Origin of the sequence: Kutzneria sp. CA-103260, assembly GCF_018263855.1 — a bacterium.
GTDB lineage: Bacteria > Actinomycetota > Actinomycetes > Mycobacteriales > Pseudonocardiaceae > Kutzneria.
Genome location: NZ_CP073318.1, coordinates 6564982 through 6581320, shown reverse-complemented (window position 1 = coordinate 6581320; position 16339 = coordinate 6564982). Strand labels below are relative to the sequence as shown.

The 16339-nt window shown below is 70.5% G+C and carries 18 protein-coding genes; 8 read left to right on the top strand and 10 right to left on the bottom strand.

The features are described from left to right. The first annotated feature begins 33 nt into the window (after positions 1-33). Both lepA and JJ691_RS28895 read left to right on the top strand, forming a co-directional pair. Complete coding sequence (lepA, locus tag JJ691_RS28900; protein ID WP_211762765.1) at positions 34-1875, top strand: translation elongation factor 4; 1842 nt, start codon at positions 34-36, stop codon at positions 1873-1875. Positions 1876-2084: 209 nt separating this feature from the next. Then, entirely contained in the window at positions 2085-2657 is a 573-nt protein-coding gene (locus JJ691_RS28895) for a Uma2 family endonuclease (RefSeq protein WP_211762764.1), read from the top strand. On the opposite strand, the gene JJ691_RS28890 is transcribed toward JJ691_RS28895, so the two are convergent. The 3 genes from JJ691_RS28890 to JJ691_RS28880 form a co-directional block, all read right to left on the bottom strand. Continuing rightward, the gene (locus tag JJ691_RS28890) at positions 2654-3130 is read right to left on the bottom strand and encodes a hypothetical protein (RefSeq protein ID WP_211762763.1); all 477 of its coding nucleotides are present in this window, start codon (positions 3128-3130) and stop codon (positions 2654-2656) included. The two genes, JJ691_RS28895 and JJ691_RS28890, sit on opposite strands and share 4 nt — an antisense overlap. A gap of 94 nt (positions 3131-3224) precedes the next feature. Continuing rightward, positions 3225-3617: a DUF3224 domain-containing protein gene (locus JJ691_RS28885; RefSeq protein WP_211762762.1), complete on the bottom strand. Its 393-nt coding sequence runs from the start codon at positions 3615-3617 to the stop codon at positions 3225-3227. A gap of 15 nt (positions 3618-3632) precedes the next feature. Next, a complete protein-coding gene (locus JJ691_RS28880; protein ID WP_211762761.1) occupies positions 3633-4082 on the bottom strand; it encodes an HD domain-containing protein in 450 nt (149 codons plus the stop codon). Positions 4083-4125: 43 nt separating this feature from the next. Between JJ691_RS28880 and JJ691_RS28875 the strand changes: the two genes are divergently transcribed. Continuing rightward, positions 4126-4830, top strand: a complete 705-nt coding sequence (locus tag JJ691_RS28875; protein ID WP_211762760.1) for a M50 family metallopeptidase — start codon at positions 4126-4128, stop codon at positions 4828-4830. A gap of 10 nt (positions 4831-4840) precedes the next feature. Then, a complete protein-coding gene (locus JJ691_RS28870; RefSeq protein WP_211762759.1) occupies positions 4841-5893 on the top strand; it encodes an NAD(P)H-dependent flavin oxidoreductase in 1053 nt (350 codons plus the stop codon). Positions 5894-5906: 13 nt separating this feature from the next. Here the strand turns inward: JJ691_RS28870 and JJ691_RS28865 are convergent, their stop codons facing one another. Then, on the bottom strand, positions 5907-6872 hold the full coding sequence (locus JJ691_RS28865) for a zinc-binding dehydrogenase (RefSeq protein WP_211762758.1): 966 nt from the start codon (positions 6870-6872) through the stop codon (positions 5907-5909). Positions 6873-6896: 24 nt separating this feature from the next. Here JJ691_RS28865 and JJ691_RS28860 point away from each other — a divergent pair, with 24 nt between their 5' ends. The 3 genes from JJ691_RS28860 to JJ691_RS28850 are packed head-to-tail and all read left to right on the top strand — an operon-like array spanning position 6897 to position 7901. Beyond that, a complete protein-coding gene (locus JJ691_RS28860; RefSeq protein ID WP_211772274.1) occupies positions 6897-7145 on the top strand; it encodes a hypothetical protein in 249 nt (82 codons plus the stop codon). A gap of 10 nt (positions 7146-7155) precedes the next feature. After that, positions 7156-7617 (top strand): ribonuclease domain-containing protein, encoded by a 462-nt coding sequence (locus JJ691_RS28855; protein ID WP_211762757.1) that lies wholly within the window; start codon positions 7156-7158, stop codon positions 7615-7617. Further along, on the top strand, positions 7614-7901 hold the full coding sequence (locus JJ691_RS28850) for a barstar family protein (protein ID WP_211762756.1): 288 nt from the start codon (positions 7614-7616) through the stop codon (positions 7899-7901). The genes JJ691_RS28855 and JJ691_RS28850 overlap by 4 nt, the downstream gene beginning before the upstream one ends. A 3-nt stretch (positions 7902-7904) precedes the next feature. Here JJ691_RS28850 and JJ691_RS28845 read toward each other — a convergent pair whose 3' ends face one another. After that, positions 7905-8681, bottom strand: a complete 777-nt coding sequence (locus JJ691_RS28845) for an enoyl-CoA hydratase family protein (protein ID WP_211762755.1) — start codon at positions 8679-8681, stop codon at positions 7905-7907. Between the two features lie 316 nt (positions 8682-8997). Here JJ691_RS28845 and JJ691_RS28840 point away from each other — a divergent pair, with 316 nt between their 5' ends. Then, complete coding sequence (locus JJ691_RS28840; RefSeq protein ID WP_211762754.1) at positions 8998-11970, top strand: S53 family peptidase; 2973 nt, start codon at positions 8998-9000, stop codon at positions 11968-11970. A gap of 67 nt (positions 11971-12037) precedes the next feature. Here JJ691_RS28840 and JJ691_RS28835 read toward each other — a convergent pair whose 3' ends face one another. The 5 genes from JJ691_RS28835 to JJ691_RS28815 all read right to left on the bottom strand — a co-directional run bounded on the left by JJ691_RS28835 (position 12038) and on the right by JJ691_RS28815 (position 16278). Further along, positions 12038-12664, bottom strand: a complete 627-nt coding sequence (locus JJ691_RS28835) for a cyclase (protein WP_211762753.1) — start codon at positions 12662-12664, stop codon at positions 12038-12040. Positions 12665-12824: 160 nt separating this feature from the next. Further along, positions 12825-13559, bottom strand: a complete 735-nt coding sequence (locus tag JJ691_RS28830) for a sirohydrochlorin chelatase (RefSeq protein ID WP_211762752.1) — start codon at positions 13557-13559, stop codon at positions 12825-12827. 3 nt (positions 13560-13562) lie between these two features. After that, positions 13563-14441 carry an ABC transporter permease gene (locus JJ691_RS28825; RefSeq protein WP_211762751.1) on the bottom strand — a complete coding sequence of 293 codons (879 nt, stop codon included), beginning with the start codon at positions 14439-14441 and terminating at the stop codon, positions 13563-13565. Next, positions 14428-15213, bottom strand: coding sequence for an ABC transporter ATP-binding protein (locus JJ691_RS28820; RefSeq protein WP_211762750.1), 786 nt, complete (start codon positions 15211-15213; stop codon positions 14428-14430). Before JJ691_RS28820 ends, JJ691_RS28825 begins: the two co-directional genes overlap by 14 nt. A gap of 42 nt (positions 15214-15255) precedes the next feature. Then, the gene (locus JJ691_RS28815; RefSeq protein WP_249227078.1) at positions 15256-16278 is read right to left on the bottom strand and encodes an ABC transporter substrate-binding protein; all 1023 of its coding nucleotides are present in this window, start codon (positions 16276-16278) and stop codon (positions 15256-15258) included. Between the last annotated feature and the right edge of the window lie 61 nt (positions 16279-16339).

Below are 16339 nucleotides of genomic sequence, written 5' to 3'. Positions count from 1 at the left end.
GTCCACCGTCCGCTTTCCCGAGGAATCGCCCCAGTGAGCACGTTCGCCGACAGCACGTTCACGTCGCCGGAGCTGATCCGGAACTTCTGCATCATCGCGCACATCGACCACGGCAAGTCCACCCTGGCCGACCGGATGCTGCAGCTGACGGGCGTGGTCGACGCACGCGCGATGCGGGCCCAGTACCTGGACCGGATGGACATCGAGCGTGAGCGCGGCATCACCATCAAGGCCCAGAACGTGCGGCTGCCCTGGCAGCTGGACGGCCAGGACCACGTGCTGCACATGATCGACACGCCCGGCCACGTGGACTTCACCTACGAGGTGTCGCGGGCGCTGGAGGCCTGCGAGGGCGCGATCCTGCTGGTCGACGCGGCCCAGGGCATCGAGGCGCAGACGCTGGCCAACCTCTACCTGGCGCTGGAGAACGACCTCACCATCATCCCGGTGCTGAACAAGATCGACCTGCCGGCCGCCGACCCGGACAAGTACTCCAAGGAGCTCGCGCACATCATCGGCTGCGAGCCCGAGGACGTGCTGCGGGTGTCGGCCAAGACCGGCCTCGGCGTCGAGGAGCTGCTCAACGAGGTCGTCCGCAAGGTGCCGGCCCCGGTCGGCGAGGCCGACGCCCCGCCCCGCGCGATGATCTTCGACTCGGTCTACGACACCTACCGCGGCGTCGTGACGTACATCCGGGTGGTCGACGGCAAGATCACGCCGCGGCAGCGGATCCGGATGATGTCCACCGGGGCCACCCACGAGCTGCTCGAGGTCGGCATCATCAGCCCCGAGCCCAAGCCGTCCGCCGGTCTCGGCGTCGGCGAGGTGGGCTACCTGATCACCGGCGTGAAGGACGTCCGGCAGTCCAAGGTCGGCGACACCGTGACGTCCGAGCGGCACGGGGCGAGCGAGCCGCTGGCCGGCTACCGCGACCCCAAGCCCATGGTCTACTCCGGGCTGTACCCCATGGACGGCTCCGACTATCCGGACCTGCGGGAGGCGCTGGAGAAGCTCCAGCTCAACGACGCCGCCCTGACCTTCGAGCCGGAGACCTCGGCCGCGCTGGGCTTCGGCTTCCGCTGCGGCTTCCTCGGCCTGCTGCACCTGGAGATCACCCGCGATCGGCTGGAGCGGGAGTTCGGCCTGGACCTCATCTCCACCGCGCCCAACGTGGTCTACCGGGTGATCATGGACGACGGCGCGGAGCACGTCGTCACCAACCCGTCCGACTGGGCCAACGGCAAGATCGCCGAGGTCTACGAGCCGATCACCAAGTGCACCATCATCGCCCCCAGCGACTTCATCGGCGCGATCATGGAGCTCTGCCAGTCCAAGCGCGGCCAGCTGGCCGGCATGGACTACCTGTCCGAGGACCGGGTCGAGCTGCGCTACACCATGCCCCTGGCCGAGATCATCTTCGACTTCTTCGACTCCCTGAAGTCCCGCACCCGCGGCTACGCCTCGCTGGACTACGAGGAGGCCGGCGAGCAGTCCGCCGACCTGGTCAAGGTCGACATCCTGCTGCAGGGCGAGGCCGTCGACGCCTTCTCCGCCATCGTGCACCGCGACGCCGCCTACGGCTACGGCACCAGGATGGCCACCAAGCTGCGCGAGCTCATCCCCCGCCAGCAGTTCGAGGTCCCCATCCAGGCCGCCATCGGCTCCCGCGTCATCGCCCGCGAGACCATCCGGGCCATCCGCAAGGACGTGCTCGCCAAGTGCTACGGCGGTGACATCACCCGTAAGCGCAAGCTGCTGGAGAAGCAGAAGGAGGGCAAGAAGCGCATGAAGATGGTCGGCCGCGTGGAGGTCCCCCAGGAGGCCTTCGTGGCCGCGCTGTCCACCGAGGACTCCGGCGGCAAGGCCAAGAAGTAGCCCTCCCGGCCGCCGGCCCCGGCCGGCGGCCAGGACGATGCGAGGTCTCCACGGTGTCGGGCTTGAGCACTGAACAGGTGGATCTTGTTCACGGCCGGTGACCGGCGAAGCTCACACGATGTGGCGATACCTGACACGGTAGGCCGGCACGCGGTCCGAATTGTCGGGGGTGCCTGGTGGGGTGGTCCCCATGAGGAAAAGGAGGGACCATGACGGTCATGGCCACGCACCCGCCCTCAGGTCCGTACACGGTCGCGGACCTGGAGCTGATGCCCGATGACGGACGTCGCTACGAGCTCATCGACGGGGAGCTGTTCGTGAGCCCGGCGCCGGGGACCCGGCACCAGAAGATCGTGGCCGCGCTGGTGGCGCAGCTCTACCCCATCTGTCCGCACGATCTGCATGTCTTTCCGGCCCCGTACGCGGTTCGGCCGTCCGAGAAGACCGAGGTGCAGCCGGATGTGCTGGTCGCCCGCGACGAGGACCTGACCGAGAAGAACCTGCCGGTCGCGCCGGTGCTGGCGGTGGAGGTGCTCTCGCCGAGCACGGCGTCCAACGACTTCATCAGCAAGAAGGCGGCCTACGAGCGGATGGGGGCGGCCAGCTACTGGATCATCGATCCGGAACAGCCGCGGCTGATGGTCTTCGAGCTGGACGAGCAGGGGCGGTACCGGATGGTCGCCGACGTCAAGGAGGGTGACGTCTTCGAGGCCGAGCGGCCCTTCCCGGTGCGGATCGTGCCGGCGAAGCTGCTGGGCACGCTCCGCCGGTCCGACATCTAGCCCCGCTGACAGCCGTCGGGCCAGATCACGGTGACGGGGACACCGTGATCTTGGGCGTGGGTGACGACGTCGGCGGTGCCGCCGCGGCCGGCGGCGGGTTGGCCGTCCCAGACGGCGACGAGGTGGTCGGCGCCGGTGACCATGCGGACGCTGGCGGCCATGTAGGCCTCGCGGCCGGGGCGGTCGTAGTCCATGGTGACGACCTCGGTGGCCTGCTGGAGTAAGGCGTCGTAGGTGGGGTGGTAGTCGGCGGGTAGCCGTTCGCGGTAGCGCTGGGCGGGCAGGACGGCGACGAGTTGGCCGCCCTCGTCGAGCACGGCCTGGGCGAACAGTGCGTCGGCGCCGTCGGCGAGGCAGCTGACGCCGACGAGGGGCTGAATGGCCTGGCGGAGCTCGGCCCGGAGCGCGGCGTCGACCAGCGCTCGGGTGGGGTTGGGGAGCCCTCGGTGTCCGGTGATGGCGATCCGGGTCATCACGTCTTCTCCTCGATCGAGGGGCGGCTCCTCGATCGTGCCGTGGACCAGCGCAAATGGGGAAGACGGCCATTGGGTGGGTCACGCTATTGGTTCAGACCTCGTAGTCCAACTGGTAACTGTGCGTGCCGTCGTCGCGCTTGTCGATACGGAGCGTGCCGGAGATGCCGGTGAGCTTGCCGGTGCCGGAGTCGGGCACGATCCGCACGCTCATGTCACCGGCTCCGCCGGCCATGACGGCGGAGTGCTGGAGGACGAAAGAGCCGGAGAGCCCGTCGACGCTGCCGACGAAGCGCTCGATGGCCACATAGGCGGCGGACGTGGGCACGGGACCGCCGGCGGTGAGCAGCCGGGCGGTGCTGTCGCCGGAGAGCCCGCCGGTGAAGGCCTTGGCGACGTCGATGGCGCCGAGCTTGACGCCGTCGGCGTCGAGGTAGGTCTGGTCGTCCCAGCGGGTGATGTCGAAGGTGCCCTGAGCTGTGGTCATGGGCCCAGTCTGCGACTAGTTCCTGCCATCTTTTGTCAGGTACGAGTCGAGCAGCCGCAAGGCGGTGTCGTACTTGATCCGGAGCCGGGACTGGGTGGCCTCGTCGAGCTCGGAGAACCGGGCGGGGGAGAGGTTGTCGGCGATGTCGGCGCGCTTGACGACCACGGCGATCGGGTCGGCGGCGACCCGCGCCAGGTAGTCGGCCTGCGGCTCGTCGGGCAGATGGCTCAGCGCGACGACGGCGGTGACGACCCGTTCGGGGCAGCCGGCGGCCCGCAGGTCCTCGGCCGTGACCGGGGTGTCCTCGATCACGTCGTGCAGCACGGCGGCCATCCGCTCCTGGTCGCCGGAGACCCGGTTCATCACCCGCACCGGGTGCCCGATGTAGGGTTTGCCGCTCTTGTCGAGCTGACCGTCGTGCGCGTCGGTGGCGATCCGCACCGCGTCCGAAACTGAGAAGACCATGTCGGGAGTCAACGGGATGGGCCCTGGCGCGTCCACCGTTTCGATGGACCTCACGGATGTCTGGAACCGGGTGCTCGGCGGCCAGCCGAGCCCGCAGTTGGAACTGGTGCTGATCGCGGCCGCGGTGGCGCTGCTGGCCGTGCTGCCCTGGCGGGTCTGGCGGATCACGCGCAACGTGGTGACGATCGCGCACGAGGGCGGCCACGCCCTGGCCGCGGTGCTGACGGGCCGCCGCCTGACCGGCATCCAGCTGCACTCGGACACCTCGGGCCTGACCTTGACCAGGGGCAAGCCGCGCGGGCCGGGCATGGTGCTGACCGCGGCCGCCGGCTACGTGACGCCGTCGCTGCTCGGCCTGGGCGTCGCGGCCCTGCTGGGCGCCGGCAAGATCACGCTGCTGCTGTGGATCGCGATCGTGCTGCTGGCGGCCATGCTGGTGATGATCCGCAACGCCTTCGGCGTGCTGTCGGTGCTGGTCACCGGCGGCCTGGTGTTCGCCGTCTCCTGGTACGCCCCGAGCGACATCCAGGCGGTCTTCGGCTACGTGATCGCCTGGTTCCTGCTGCTCGGCGGCGTCCGCCCGGTCTTCGAGCTCCAGCGCAAACGGTGGCGCGGCCGGGCCCCGGACTCCGACGCCGACCAGCTGGCCAAGATCACCGGGGTGCCGGGCGGCCTGTGGGTGACGGTGTTCGGGCTGGTGACCATCGCCTCGCTCGTCGTCGGGTCCACCCTGCTGCTGCCGCACTAATGTGCCAGGAGTGATCGAGCAGCTGCGCGTCCCCGTGATCGTCGCCCCGATGGCGGGCGGCGGGTCCACCCCCGAACTGGTCGCCGCGGTCGTGCGGGCCGGCGGCTTCGGCTTCACACCGGGCGGTTACCTCAGCCCCCAGGCGATGGCCGAGCAGATCGCGAGGACCAGCTCGCTCACCGACGGCCGGTTCGGCGTGAACCTGTTCGTGCCGGGCCCGAACGTCCGTCCCGACCTGGGCGACTACCCGAGCCGGGTGGCGGCCGAGTCGGCCCGGCTGGGCGTGGCGCCGGGCGATCCGCGCTGGGAGGACGACGAGTACCCGGCCAAGCTGGAAATCGTGCTGGCGCAACGGGTGCCGGTGGTGTCGTTCACGTTCGGGCTGCCGGACGCGGCCGATGTGGCGCGGCTGCACGCGGCCGGCGCGCAGATCGTCGCCACGGTGACGACCCCGGCCGAGGCGCAGCAGGCGGCGCAGCTCGGCGTCGACGCACTGGCCGTGCAAGGCTTCGAGGCCGGCGGCCACCGCGGCACTCTGACCGACGACGGCGTCTCGCCGGGCGGCGGCGAGGAATTCGGCCTGCTGGCGCTGATCCGCCGCGTCTCGGCCGTCACCGACCTGCCGCTGATCGCCGCTGGTGGCCTCGTGCACGGCGCGGATGTGGCGGCGGTGCTGGCGGCCGGCGCGATCGCCGCCCAGCTCGGCACGGCTTTCCTGCGCTGCCCGGAAGCGGGCACGTCCGCGACGCACAAGGCGGCGCTGGCGGACGGCGCCCGGCGGACCGCGATCACCCGAGCGTTCACCGGCCGCCCGGCCCGTGGCATGGTCAACCGGTTCCTCACCGAGAACACCGCCGCTGCCCCGGTCGGCTATCCGCAGGTCCACCACCTGACCCGGCCGATGCGCGCCGCCGCGGCCAAGGCCGGCGACCCGGAGCTGGTGCACCTGTGGGCCGGCCAGACCTACCAGCTGGCCGACGAGCTGCCGGCGGCCGAGCTGGTGGCCCGGCTCGACCGCGAGGCCCGCGAGGCGATCGAGCGGGTCAGCCGCCGCTGGGGCTGACCCGCTCGAGAACTCAGCGGCTGAGGACGATCTTGCCGGCGATGTCGCCGTCGAGCATGGTCTTGAGACCCTCGGCGGCTCGCTCGAACGGCAGCTCGGCCCCGATCTGCGGGCGCACGCCGGCCAGGTCGCAGAACTTGAGCAGGTCGGCCAGCTCCTCGCGGGTGCCCATGGTCGAGCCGACGACCCGCAGCTGGAGGAAGAACAGCCGCTGCAGCTCGGCGGCGGAGGCGTCGCCGGTGGTCGCGCCGGAGATGACCACCACGCCGCCCGGCTTGAGCGACTTCATGCTGTGCGACCAGGTGGCCTTGCCGACCGTCTCGAACACGCCGTCCACCCGCTCGGGCAGCCGCGCCCCCGACTCGAACGCCTCGTGCGCGCCGAGCTGCTTGGCCAGCGCCCGCTTCTCCTCGCTGCGGCCGGTCACCCACACCCGGAAACCCGCCGCCACGCCCAGCTGGATCAGGGCCGTGGCCACGCCGCCGGAAGCGCCCTGCACCAGGATGCTCTGCCCCGGCCGCAGGCCCGACTTCACGAACAGCATCCGGTAGGCCGTCAGCCACGCGGTGCCCATGCACGCCGCCTCGGCGAAGCTCAGCCCGGCCGGCTTGGGCAGCGCGTTGCGGCGCGGCACGACGACGGTGTCGGCGAAGGTGCCCTGGTGCTTCTCGGTGAGCAGGGTGCGTTTCGGGTCCAGGGTCTCGTCGCCGCCCCAGTCCGGATCGCCGATCACCGAGTGCAGCACCACCTCGGTGCCGTCGTCGAGCACGCCGGCGCCGTCGCAGCCCAGGATCATCGGGAACTGCTCGGGTTTGATGCCCACGCCCCGCAGCGTCCACAGGTCGTGCATGTTCAGGCTGGCCGCGCGCACCGAGACGCTGACCCAGCCGGGCGGCGGCGTCGGGGTGTCGCGCTCGCCGACCACCAGCGAGGCGAGCGGGTCGGCGGGGTTCGGCTCGGAGGCGTAAACGGCGAACATACGCCGAACCTATACCCTGGGGTTGTGTTCGACTGGGTCGCCGACACCTGGGACGGGATCGAGCTGTGGGTGGCACAGCTGTGGTTCCCGCTGCAGTTCGCCCTGGTCATGGTGGTGCTGCTGCCGCTGCTGCGGGCGGTGGCGTGGCTGATCGAACGGGTCGTGGACAAGGTGTCGGCGTGGCTGGCGCCGCGCTACCGGGCCGAGCCGACGCTGTGGGGCATCGAGGAGAAGGAGCGGGCCGCCGAAGCGGGCAGCCGTCGTTCTTCGTAGGCTCAGCGGCGTGACCTCGCGCCGACGCATCACCTTCGCCCTGGTCGGCCTGATCGTGCTGGTGCTGGCCGGTTGGCTGATCAGGGACCTGTCCTCGGGCTCGCCGGCCCCGACCACCTCCGCTTCCGCGACGTCGATCTCAGGCAAGGGATCCGTGAGCGGTTCCGTGCCGGGGGCGGCGTCCGGCCTGCCGGTCAAGGCGTTGTCCTCGCTGCCCAAGGAGACCTCCGACACCTGGAAACTGATCCAACAGGGCGGCCCGTTCCCGTACCCCAAGAACGACGGCGTGGTGTTCCACAACAACGGGAACGTGCTGCCGCGCAACAAGGACGGCTACTACCACGAGTACACCGTGGACACGCCGGGGGCGAAGAACCGGGCCACCCGGCGGCTGATCACCGGCTCCCAACGTGAGCTGTACTACACCGACGACCACTACGACTCGTTCGTGGTGGTGGACCCGACGAAATGAGCGGTATGCGGCACGTGCTCGACGGCTCCGCCCTGCACGACAAGGGCTCCGCGCTGGACGCCATCGCGGCGGCGCTGTCCTTTCCCGACTATTTCGGCCGCAACCTGGACGCGCTGCGGGACTGCCTCACCGACCTGTCCTGGCTGCCGGCCGGCGAGCACGTCCTGGTGTGGCGGCACCCCGAGGTGCTGCGGGGCGACGACCCGACCGCGTACGAGCGGATCGTCGCCGTCCTCGACCAGTCGGCCTCGGAGAACGAGGACTTCTCCTATCAACTGTCCTGAGGGTCAGCTCTCCTGAGGAACCCAGCTGGGCTTGCGCTTCTGCACGAACGCCGCGATGCCCTCCTGGCCCTCCTCACCGGCGAAGTGCTTGGCCGACAGCTCCAGCATGTCGGTGAAGTCCTGGCCCATGTCGCCGGTCCGGGGCTCGCGCAGCATCTCCTTGGTCGCCGCCAGCGCGTTCGGCGCGCCCTGGGCCAGCATGGCCGTGTAGCGGTCCACCTCGGCGTCCAGGCCGTCCGCCGGCGCCGAGGCGTTGATCAGGCCGATCCGCACCGCCCGGTCCGCGTCGAACGTCTCGCCGGTCAGGAACAGCTCGTGCGCCGCTCGCGGCAGCAGTCGCGGCAGCACCGTCACCGAGATCACCGCCGGCACCACGCCGATGCGGACCTCCGAGAACGCGAACGTGGCCGTCTCCACCGCCACCGCGATGTCACAGGCCGCGACGATGCCCACACCGCCCGCCCGCGCCGGGCCGGCCAGCTTCGCCACCACCGGCTTGGGGCTGGTCCACAGCTGCTCCAGGATCGCCGGGAACTCGTTGACCCCCTGCTGCTCCGTGTTCGCCCCGCCGGCTTCCTTCAGGTCCATACCCGCACAGAACACCGGGCCGGTGTGCGCCAGCACCACCACCCGCACCCCGTCGTCGGCCACCGCCGCCGTCAGGTGGTCCCGCAGCTCCCGCCGCAACTGCGCGGACAGCGCGTTCCGGTTGTGCGGCGAGTCCAGCGTGATCGTCGCGATGCCCCGTCGCACCTCGTAGTGCACCAGCTCGTCAGCCATGGCCGCACTCTATGCGCAGCCGCTCTGACCAGCTGAGGCAAGAGTGCTGACCTACACAAAGTTTTCGGTCCCGCCCGGGGTCACCCGCTGGTAGTGTCTCGCCGGCAAGGGGGAGTCACGGAGGGTGAACCGCCGTTGCGACGGCGGCTGGCCGCTCCACATCTTCTCCTTGGTCGGGGTTCACGTAAGCACGTGTTCCAGGGAGGAATGCATGTCAGACACGGACGCCGGTAGATCCTCTGCCGGTTCGACGTGGCGTCGCCGGTTGAGAGCGGCGACGGTAGCGGCAGTCAGTCTCTCGGTCATCGCGACGCCCATGGCGGCGGCGCAGACCACTCAGGCGGGCCTGGTCCCGCAGGCGGTCGGCAAGGCGCCGGTCATTCCGCAGGGTGCGGTCGCGGCGGCGGCGCCCGCATCGGACGCGAAGCTCAGCCTGTCGGTGGCCCTGGCGCCGCGCGACCAGGCCGGGCTGGACGCCTTCGTGCAGCAGGTCTCGGACCCGAAGTCCCCGCAGTACAAGCACTACCTCGGCAAGGGGCAGTTCGGCGGGGTCTTCGGCGCGACGAAGCAGACCATCGACTCGGTGACCAAGGCCCTGCGCGACGCGGGCCTGACGCCGGGCGCGGCGACGCCGGACGGCCTGAGCATCCCGGTGACGGCCACGGTGGCGCAGGCCAAGTCGGCGCTGGGCGTGGACATCGCCGGCTACAAGATGCCGGACGGCCGTGTCACCTACGCCAACACCTCGGCGCCCAAGCTGCCGGCCTCGGTGGTCCCGTCGGTGACGGGCGTGCTGGGCCTGAACAACCTGGTGAAGCCGACGCCGAACTACACGGCGCCGACGAAGCAGTTCGCTGCTACGAGCAGTGCCAACTCCGCGGTCCGGCCGAATCTGGGCACGCCCGGCGTCTGTGCCGAGATCAGAGACATCGCCGCGGCCCAGAAAGTCCCATTGCGCGACACCTACGAGTACTGGGAGCCCTACTCTCTGGCTCAGTCGTACGCGTACAACACCACCCAGCTGTTCTCGCAGTACGGCGACAACGGCAACGGCGTGACGGTCGGCGTGTTCGAGCTCGAGGACTTCGACTGGGACGACATCGTCGAGTTCCAGAGATGCATGAACGCGCACGCCAACGTCAACAAGATCCCGGTGGCCGGTGGCCCGCAGACGCCGGGCAACGCCAACCAGGGCGTCGGCGTGGAGTCGGCGCTGGACATCGAGTACGTCAACGGCATCGCCCCCGGCGCCACGGTCAACGTGTACCAGGGTCCGGACGCGAACGTCGCCAGCGACAACGACGTGCTGCAGACCTACCAGCGGATGGTCACCGACGACACCGCTCAGGTGATCTCGACCAGCTGGGGCCTGTGCGAGGCGGACCTCACGACCAGCTACATGACCGCCGAGAAGAACATCTTCGCCCAGGCCGCGGCCCAGGGGCAGACGGTCGTGGCCTCCTCGGGCGACCAGGGTTCGACCGGCTGCTACTTCCGGTCGGGCTCGCCCAACTCGAGCCTGCTCAATGTGAGCGACCCGGCGAACCAGCCGTACGTCACGGCGGTCGGCGGCACCAGCAAGTACGGCCCGAACACCAGCGAGTCGGTGTGGAACACGCCCGCCAGCACCGACCCGAAGCACCCCCACGTCGGCATCGCGACCGGCGGTGGCGTGTCGACCGTCAACTACCTGTCCGGCTCGGCGAACTACCAGGCAGGCAAGGTCGGCCCCGGTTATCAGAACGTCTGCAACGCGCCGGCCGGCGCGACCTGCCGGCAGGTTCCGGACGTCGCGGCCATCGCCGACCCGGGCACGGGTTACCTGATCGCCGCCGGCTGGGAGATGCAGGGCACCGCGAAGGTCCGCGACTGGGGCGTCATCGGCGGCACCAGCGGCTCCGCGCCGTTGTGGGCGGCCCTGTTCGCGCTGGCCGACAGCAGCCACCCGTGTGCGGCGACCGGCCCGGTGGGCTTCGCCAACCCGGCGCTGTACGCCGCCCCGTCGAGCACGTTCTTCGACGTCACGTCGGGCAACAACTACGTGTCCGACTCGGGCAACAACTCCGGCCTGTACAGCGCCGCCAGCGGTTACGACCTGACCACGGGCCTGGGCACGCCGCACGCCCCGCAGGTCGTGGAGGCGGTGTGCAACGCGGCGCCGGTCACGGCTGGGGCCAAGTACACGCCGGTGTCGCCGGCTCGACTGCTGGACACCCGCAACACCGGCCAGACACTGCACGGCGGCAGCTCGCTTCCGTTGCAGGTGGCGGGTCAGGGCGGGGTGCCGGCGAGCGGCGCCACCGCGGTGGTGCTGAACGTGACGGCGACCAACACCACGGGCAACAGCTTCCTGTCGGTGTTCCCGGACGGGCAGCCGCGGCCGATCTCGTCGAACCTGAACTACACGCCGGGGGTGACGGTGCCGAACCTGGTCACCGTGCAGCTGCCGGCCAACGGGAAGGTCGACTTCTACAACAACGTGGGCAACGCCGACGTGGTGGCGGACGTGTTCGGCTACTACTCGGCGGACGGTTCGAGCGGCTACAAGCAGGCGGGCCCGGCCCGGCTGCTGGACACCCGCAACACCGGCCCGTCGCTGGGCGACCACGGGACCCGGCTGCTCCAGGTCACCGGCACCCAGAACATCCCGACCACGGGTGTCACGGCGGTGATTCTGAACGTCACGGCGACCAACCCGACCGACAACAGCTTCATCTCGGTCTACCCGGGCGGCTCGCCGGTGCCGGCTTCATCCAACCTGAACTTCGGTCCGGGCCAGACCATCGCCAACCTGGTGACGGTCCCGGTCGGCAGTGACGGCACGGTGTCGGTCTTCAACCACTCGGGCTCGGTTGATGTGGTGGCCGACGTGTTCGGGTACTACACGAGCGACGGCACCGGCCTGAGCTTCCACGCCACGGCCCCGGCCCGGCTGGCCGACAGCCGGACCGGCAGCGGTCTGATCAACAACAACGGCACGCCGCTCGGCACGGGCGGGGTGGCGCAGGTGGCGATCCAGAACGTGAACGGCGTGGTCGGCAACAACGGCCCGCTGGGCAACGCGGGCGCGCTCGCGCTGAACGTGACGGCGACGAACCCGACGGACAACAGCTTCTTGACCGTCTACGGCTCCAGCGTGCCGCTGCCGTCCTCGTCGAACCTGAACTTCACGCCGGGACTGACGATCCCGAACGCGGTGGTGGTGCCGGTCAACGGCGGCGCGATCAACGTGTTCAACCACATCGGCAACGTCGACGTGGTGGTGGACCTGTTCGGGTACTTCTCCTGACCGACAAACAGAAGCGTGTGCCCGGCCTCCGCACGATGGCCGGGCACACGCTTTTTTGCGGTCTCCGTCAGCTGCCGATGGTGGTGCTGGTCAGCGTCGGGGCCGGGCTGGGGAAGCAGCTGGTCGGGGCGTCGATCGGGAAGCCGAACACCGAGACCGTGGTGGTGAACTTCAGACCGGCGTCGTCGAAGCTGGTGCCGGCCAGCGTGGTGGTGATGGTGCCGGAGGACCCGGCGGTCAGGTTGATCGTCAGCGCCGGCAGCTGGAACTGCGCGCCGCCGTTGATCGGGCCGGTCACCGAGGTGACGATGTTGTTGCCCACCTGGGCCACCGAGGCGCTGCCGATGCCGGAGCCGCCGGACAGGCTGAACGAGGTCACCGTCGCGTTGGTCGGGACCGGCACGGCCAGCGTCAGGTTCTTGACGGAGTTGACGGTGAAGGAGCCGGCCGAGGTCGGCACGGTGTTGACGCCGGGGGCGAGCGTGATGGTCAGCGCGCCGCCGGGAGCCACTGTCGCGGGCGCGGTGGAGTCGACGTTCTGCTGCAGGCTCAGGGTGCTGGTCTGCCCGGCCGCCTTGCCCTGGCAGGAGTAGTTCACGGACTGGGTGTCGGCCGAGGCCACACCGGCCAGCCCCAGCAGCGGCACGATCGCCAGGGCCGCACCGGCCAGCAGACGCGAGCTTGTCTTGATCACGAAAGCCACCTCGCTGTGGTTGCAGGGGATACTGTGAAAAGTGTTCGCGCTCACAGCGTTACCCGCGAGTAACACGCCGACAAGGGTTAACCATTCACAGCGAAAACCGTTGTCACAGAAGGCAAGCCACGCGCCACAGGTTGGTGGTCGGGAACAACGGTCAGGCCGACTGTACGCCGACCGCGTCCAGTGTTGCCGCCGAATAGCGGTGCAGCACCAGTTCCGCGACGTCGATGTCCGCGCCCAGCGGCTGAGCGATCGTCACCTCCGGTGCGGCCGACCGGGCCTGCGCGATGACCCGGTCGGGGAGTAGACCCGGGGCCAGGAACCACGATCCGAGCGCGATGTGCTTGGCCCCGGCCGCCCGCAGCCGCTCGATCGCCGCCGGCACACCGGGATCCGCCGCGGCGGCGAAGGCCGCTGTCACGCCGGCCCAGCCGGATTCGCGGGCCCAGCGCCGCGCGACCTTGTGCACCAACGCATTCGCCGGCGCGTGGGAGGAACCCGCTGCGGCCAGAACGATGCCGACCTCCGGGTCGTCATGGCGTACCCCGGCAGCGGCCAATCGACGCAGTGCCGCCGACTCCAGTCGCGGATTCGGCCCGAGCACGTCGGCGATGCGAATGGACAGCCGCGGGTGTCGCGCGGCTGCCGGCACGTCAACCTTGGCGTGGTAAGCACTTCCGAGCAGCAGCGGCACCACGACCGCCTCGCGGTGCCCGTCCCACGCCACGGCCGACAACACGTCGGTCAGCCGTGGCGCGGACAGGTCGAGGAACGCCGCCCGCACGTCCAGCCCGGGCCGCAGCGCCCGCAGGACGTCCAGCAACTCGTGCACGGTCGCGGCCGACCGGGGATCCCTGCTGCCATGAGCGACAGCGATGAGAGGCGTCATCGGTCAGAAGGCTCCGCTCAGTCCACGCGCCCGCAGCACCGAGCGCTCCAGCGGACGGAACACCAGCAGCTCGATGCCGATGCCCACCAACAGGATCAGGAAGATGGCGGCGATCACGGTCGGCATGTCGCTCAGGTCGCGGCCGGCCTCCAGGAACGCGCCCAGCCCCTTGCCCAGCTGCGGCGACACGGCGATGATCTCGGCGGCCATCAGCGACCGCCAGGAGAAGGCCCAGCCCTGCTTGAGCCCGGCCAGGTAGCCCGGCAGCGCGGCCGGCAGCAGGATGTGCCGGGCCGAGGCCAGCCGGGACGCGCCCAGCACGGTGCCGACCCGCGGCAGGATCGGCGGGATCTGGTCGATGCCGGCGACCAGGCCGTTGGCGATCGACGGCACCGAGCCCATCAGCACCACGAAGTACACCGTCGACGGCGTGACGCCGAACCACAGCACGGCGGCCGGCACCCAGGCCACCGACGGCAGGCTCTGCAGACCGGACAGCAGCGGTCCGATCGCCGCCCGGATCACCCGGACCTTGGCCACGACCAGACCGAGCGGCGTGCCGATCAGCACGCCGGCGGCGAAGCCGAGCACGGCGCGGTGCACGGAGTTCCACAGCACCTCGAACGCCTGGCCGTTCTGCACGTTCTCGGTGATCACCGCCCACACCGCGGCCGGCGCGGGCAGTTGGTACTCGGGCCAGAACGCGGCGGCCCACAGCGCCTGCCACACCACGAGCAGCAGCACGACGGCGATGACGGGCGGGGCCGCCACGGCCACCACCCGCCGCCACGACCGCGTGCGCCGCTGCGCCGGCGTGTCCAGCGCGTCGAGGCCCGCCTCGACCGCCGCGACCGACTCGTCGACGAGGTCAGGCTGCGGCATGGCTGCTGATCACCTCGCGCAGGCTTGTGTTGATCTCGTCCACGGCGACGGCCTCGTCGGCCGGCTCCAGCCCGTCCACCGACCACTCGCGCACCACGCGGCCGGGCCGCGAGGACAGCAGCACCACGCGCTGCCCCAGCCGAACCGCCTCGCGCACGTCGTGGGTCACGAACAGCACCGCCGTGTTGGTGGCCCGCCACACCCGCAGCAACTCGCCCTGCAGCACGTCCCGGGTGATCGCGTCCAGCGCGGAGAACGGCTCGTCCATCAGCAGCAGCGCCGGCGACCCGTCGCGCGAGCCCTGCACGGCCGAGGCCAGCGCGCGGGCCAGCGCGACCCGCTGCCGCATGCCGCCGGACAGCTCGTGTGGCCGCTTGTCGCCGAGACCGGCCAGCCGCACCAGCTCCAGCAGCTCGGCGGCCCGCCCCCGGCGCTCGGCCCGCCGCATGCCGCCGAAGCGCAGCGCCAGCTCCACGTTGCGGGACGCGGTCAGCCACGGCATCAGCGCGGCCTCCTGGAACATCACCGCCGGCCGCGAGGTGCTCAGCGTGATGTCGCCGGCGGTCGGTCGCTCCAGGCCGGCCACCAGGTTGAGCAGCGTCGTCTTGCCGCAGCCGGACGCGCCGAGCAGGCACACGAACTCGCCCGGCGCGACCGACAGGTCCACCCCCTCCAGCGCCGACACGGCCGAGCGGCCGGCGCCGAAGCTCTTGTGCACGCCGGTGAGTCGCACGGCAGTGGTCATGGCGGAGGTCTCCAGCGTCGCGGTCATGTCCTCGCCTGCCTTATTCCGTCCCCTGGCTTGGTCAGTCGGTCACTTCTGGTCGAGCCCGGCCGCGTCCACCGCCGGCTTGCCCGCGGCCTGTAACACCTTGTTCAGCAGCGTGAAGTCGGCGAAGCCTTTCACCGCCGGCGCGGTCTTGACCACGCCCGCCGTCACCTGGTCCTTGGCCAGCTCCGGGAACCGCGAGGCCAGCGGGTCGGTGGTGAGCAGGATCTGGCCCCACGAGTCGTCGATCACGTTCTGCGCCAACGCCTTGCCGGTCAGCTTCTTGAGCTGGTCGTTGACCGCGGTCTCGGCGTCGGCCTTGTTGGCCGCCGCCCAGTCCACCGCGTCCAGCTCGCCCTTGAGCAGCGCCTGCACGGTCTGCGGGTGTTGCTGCAGGAACTGGGTGCGCACCACCAGCACGGTGGTCGGGAACTTGCCGTCCGGCCACAGCGAGCGCTCGTCCACCAGCACCTTGGCGCCGCCCTCGATGACCAGCCGGGACGACCACGGCGCCGGCGCCCAGGCCGCGTCGATGTCGCCCTTCTTGAACAGGTCGAGCGTGGTGGCGTTGTCGGCGTTGGTCACCTTGACGTCGCCTGCGCCGGTACCGACGGTGAGCTTGTTGTCGGACAACCACTTCTTGAGCGCGATGTCCTGGGTGTTGGCCAGCTGCGGGGTGGCCACCGTCTTGCCCTTGAGGTCGGCCGCCGAGGTGATTCCGTTGCGCACCACCAACTGCGCGCCGCCGGAGGTCGCCCCGGCGATCAGCCGCACGCCCTGTCCCTCGGACTTGGCGAAGGCGTTGATGGCCGGGCCGGAGCCGATGAACGCGGCGTCCAGCGAGCCGCCCAGCAGCGCGCCGACCTCATCCGGGCCGGCGTTGTACTGCTGGGTGGACAGCTTGGTGGCGCCCAGTTCCTTGGCGAAGAAGCCCTTCTCCAGACCCACCAGCGCGGCCGCGTGGGTGACGTTGGGGAAGTAGCCGAGGTGGATCTCGGTGGCCGCCCCCTGGTCGGCGGCGGCGGGGGCCTGGGTGTCGCTGCCGCCGGCCCGAGAGCAGGCCGACAACGCTAACGCGGAGATTCCGGTGGCGATCAGGGCTCTAACCCAAAAAGTTCTACGCGGCACG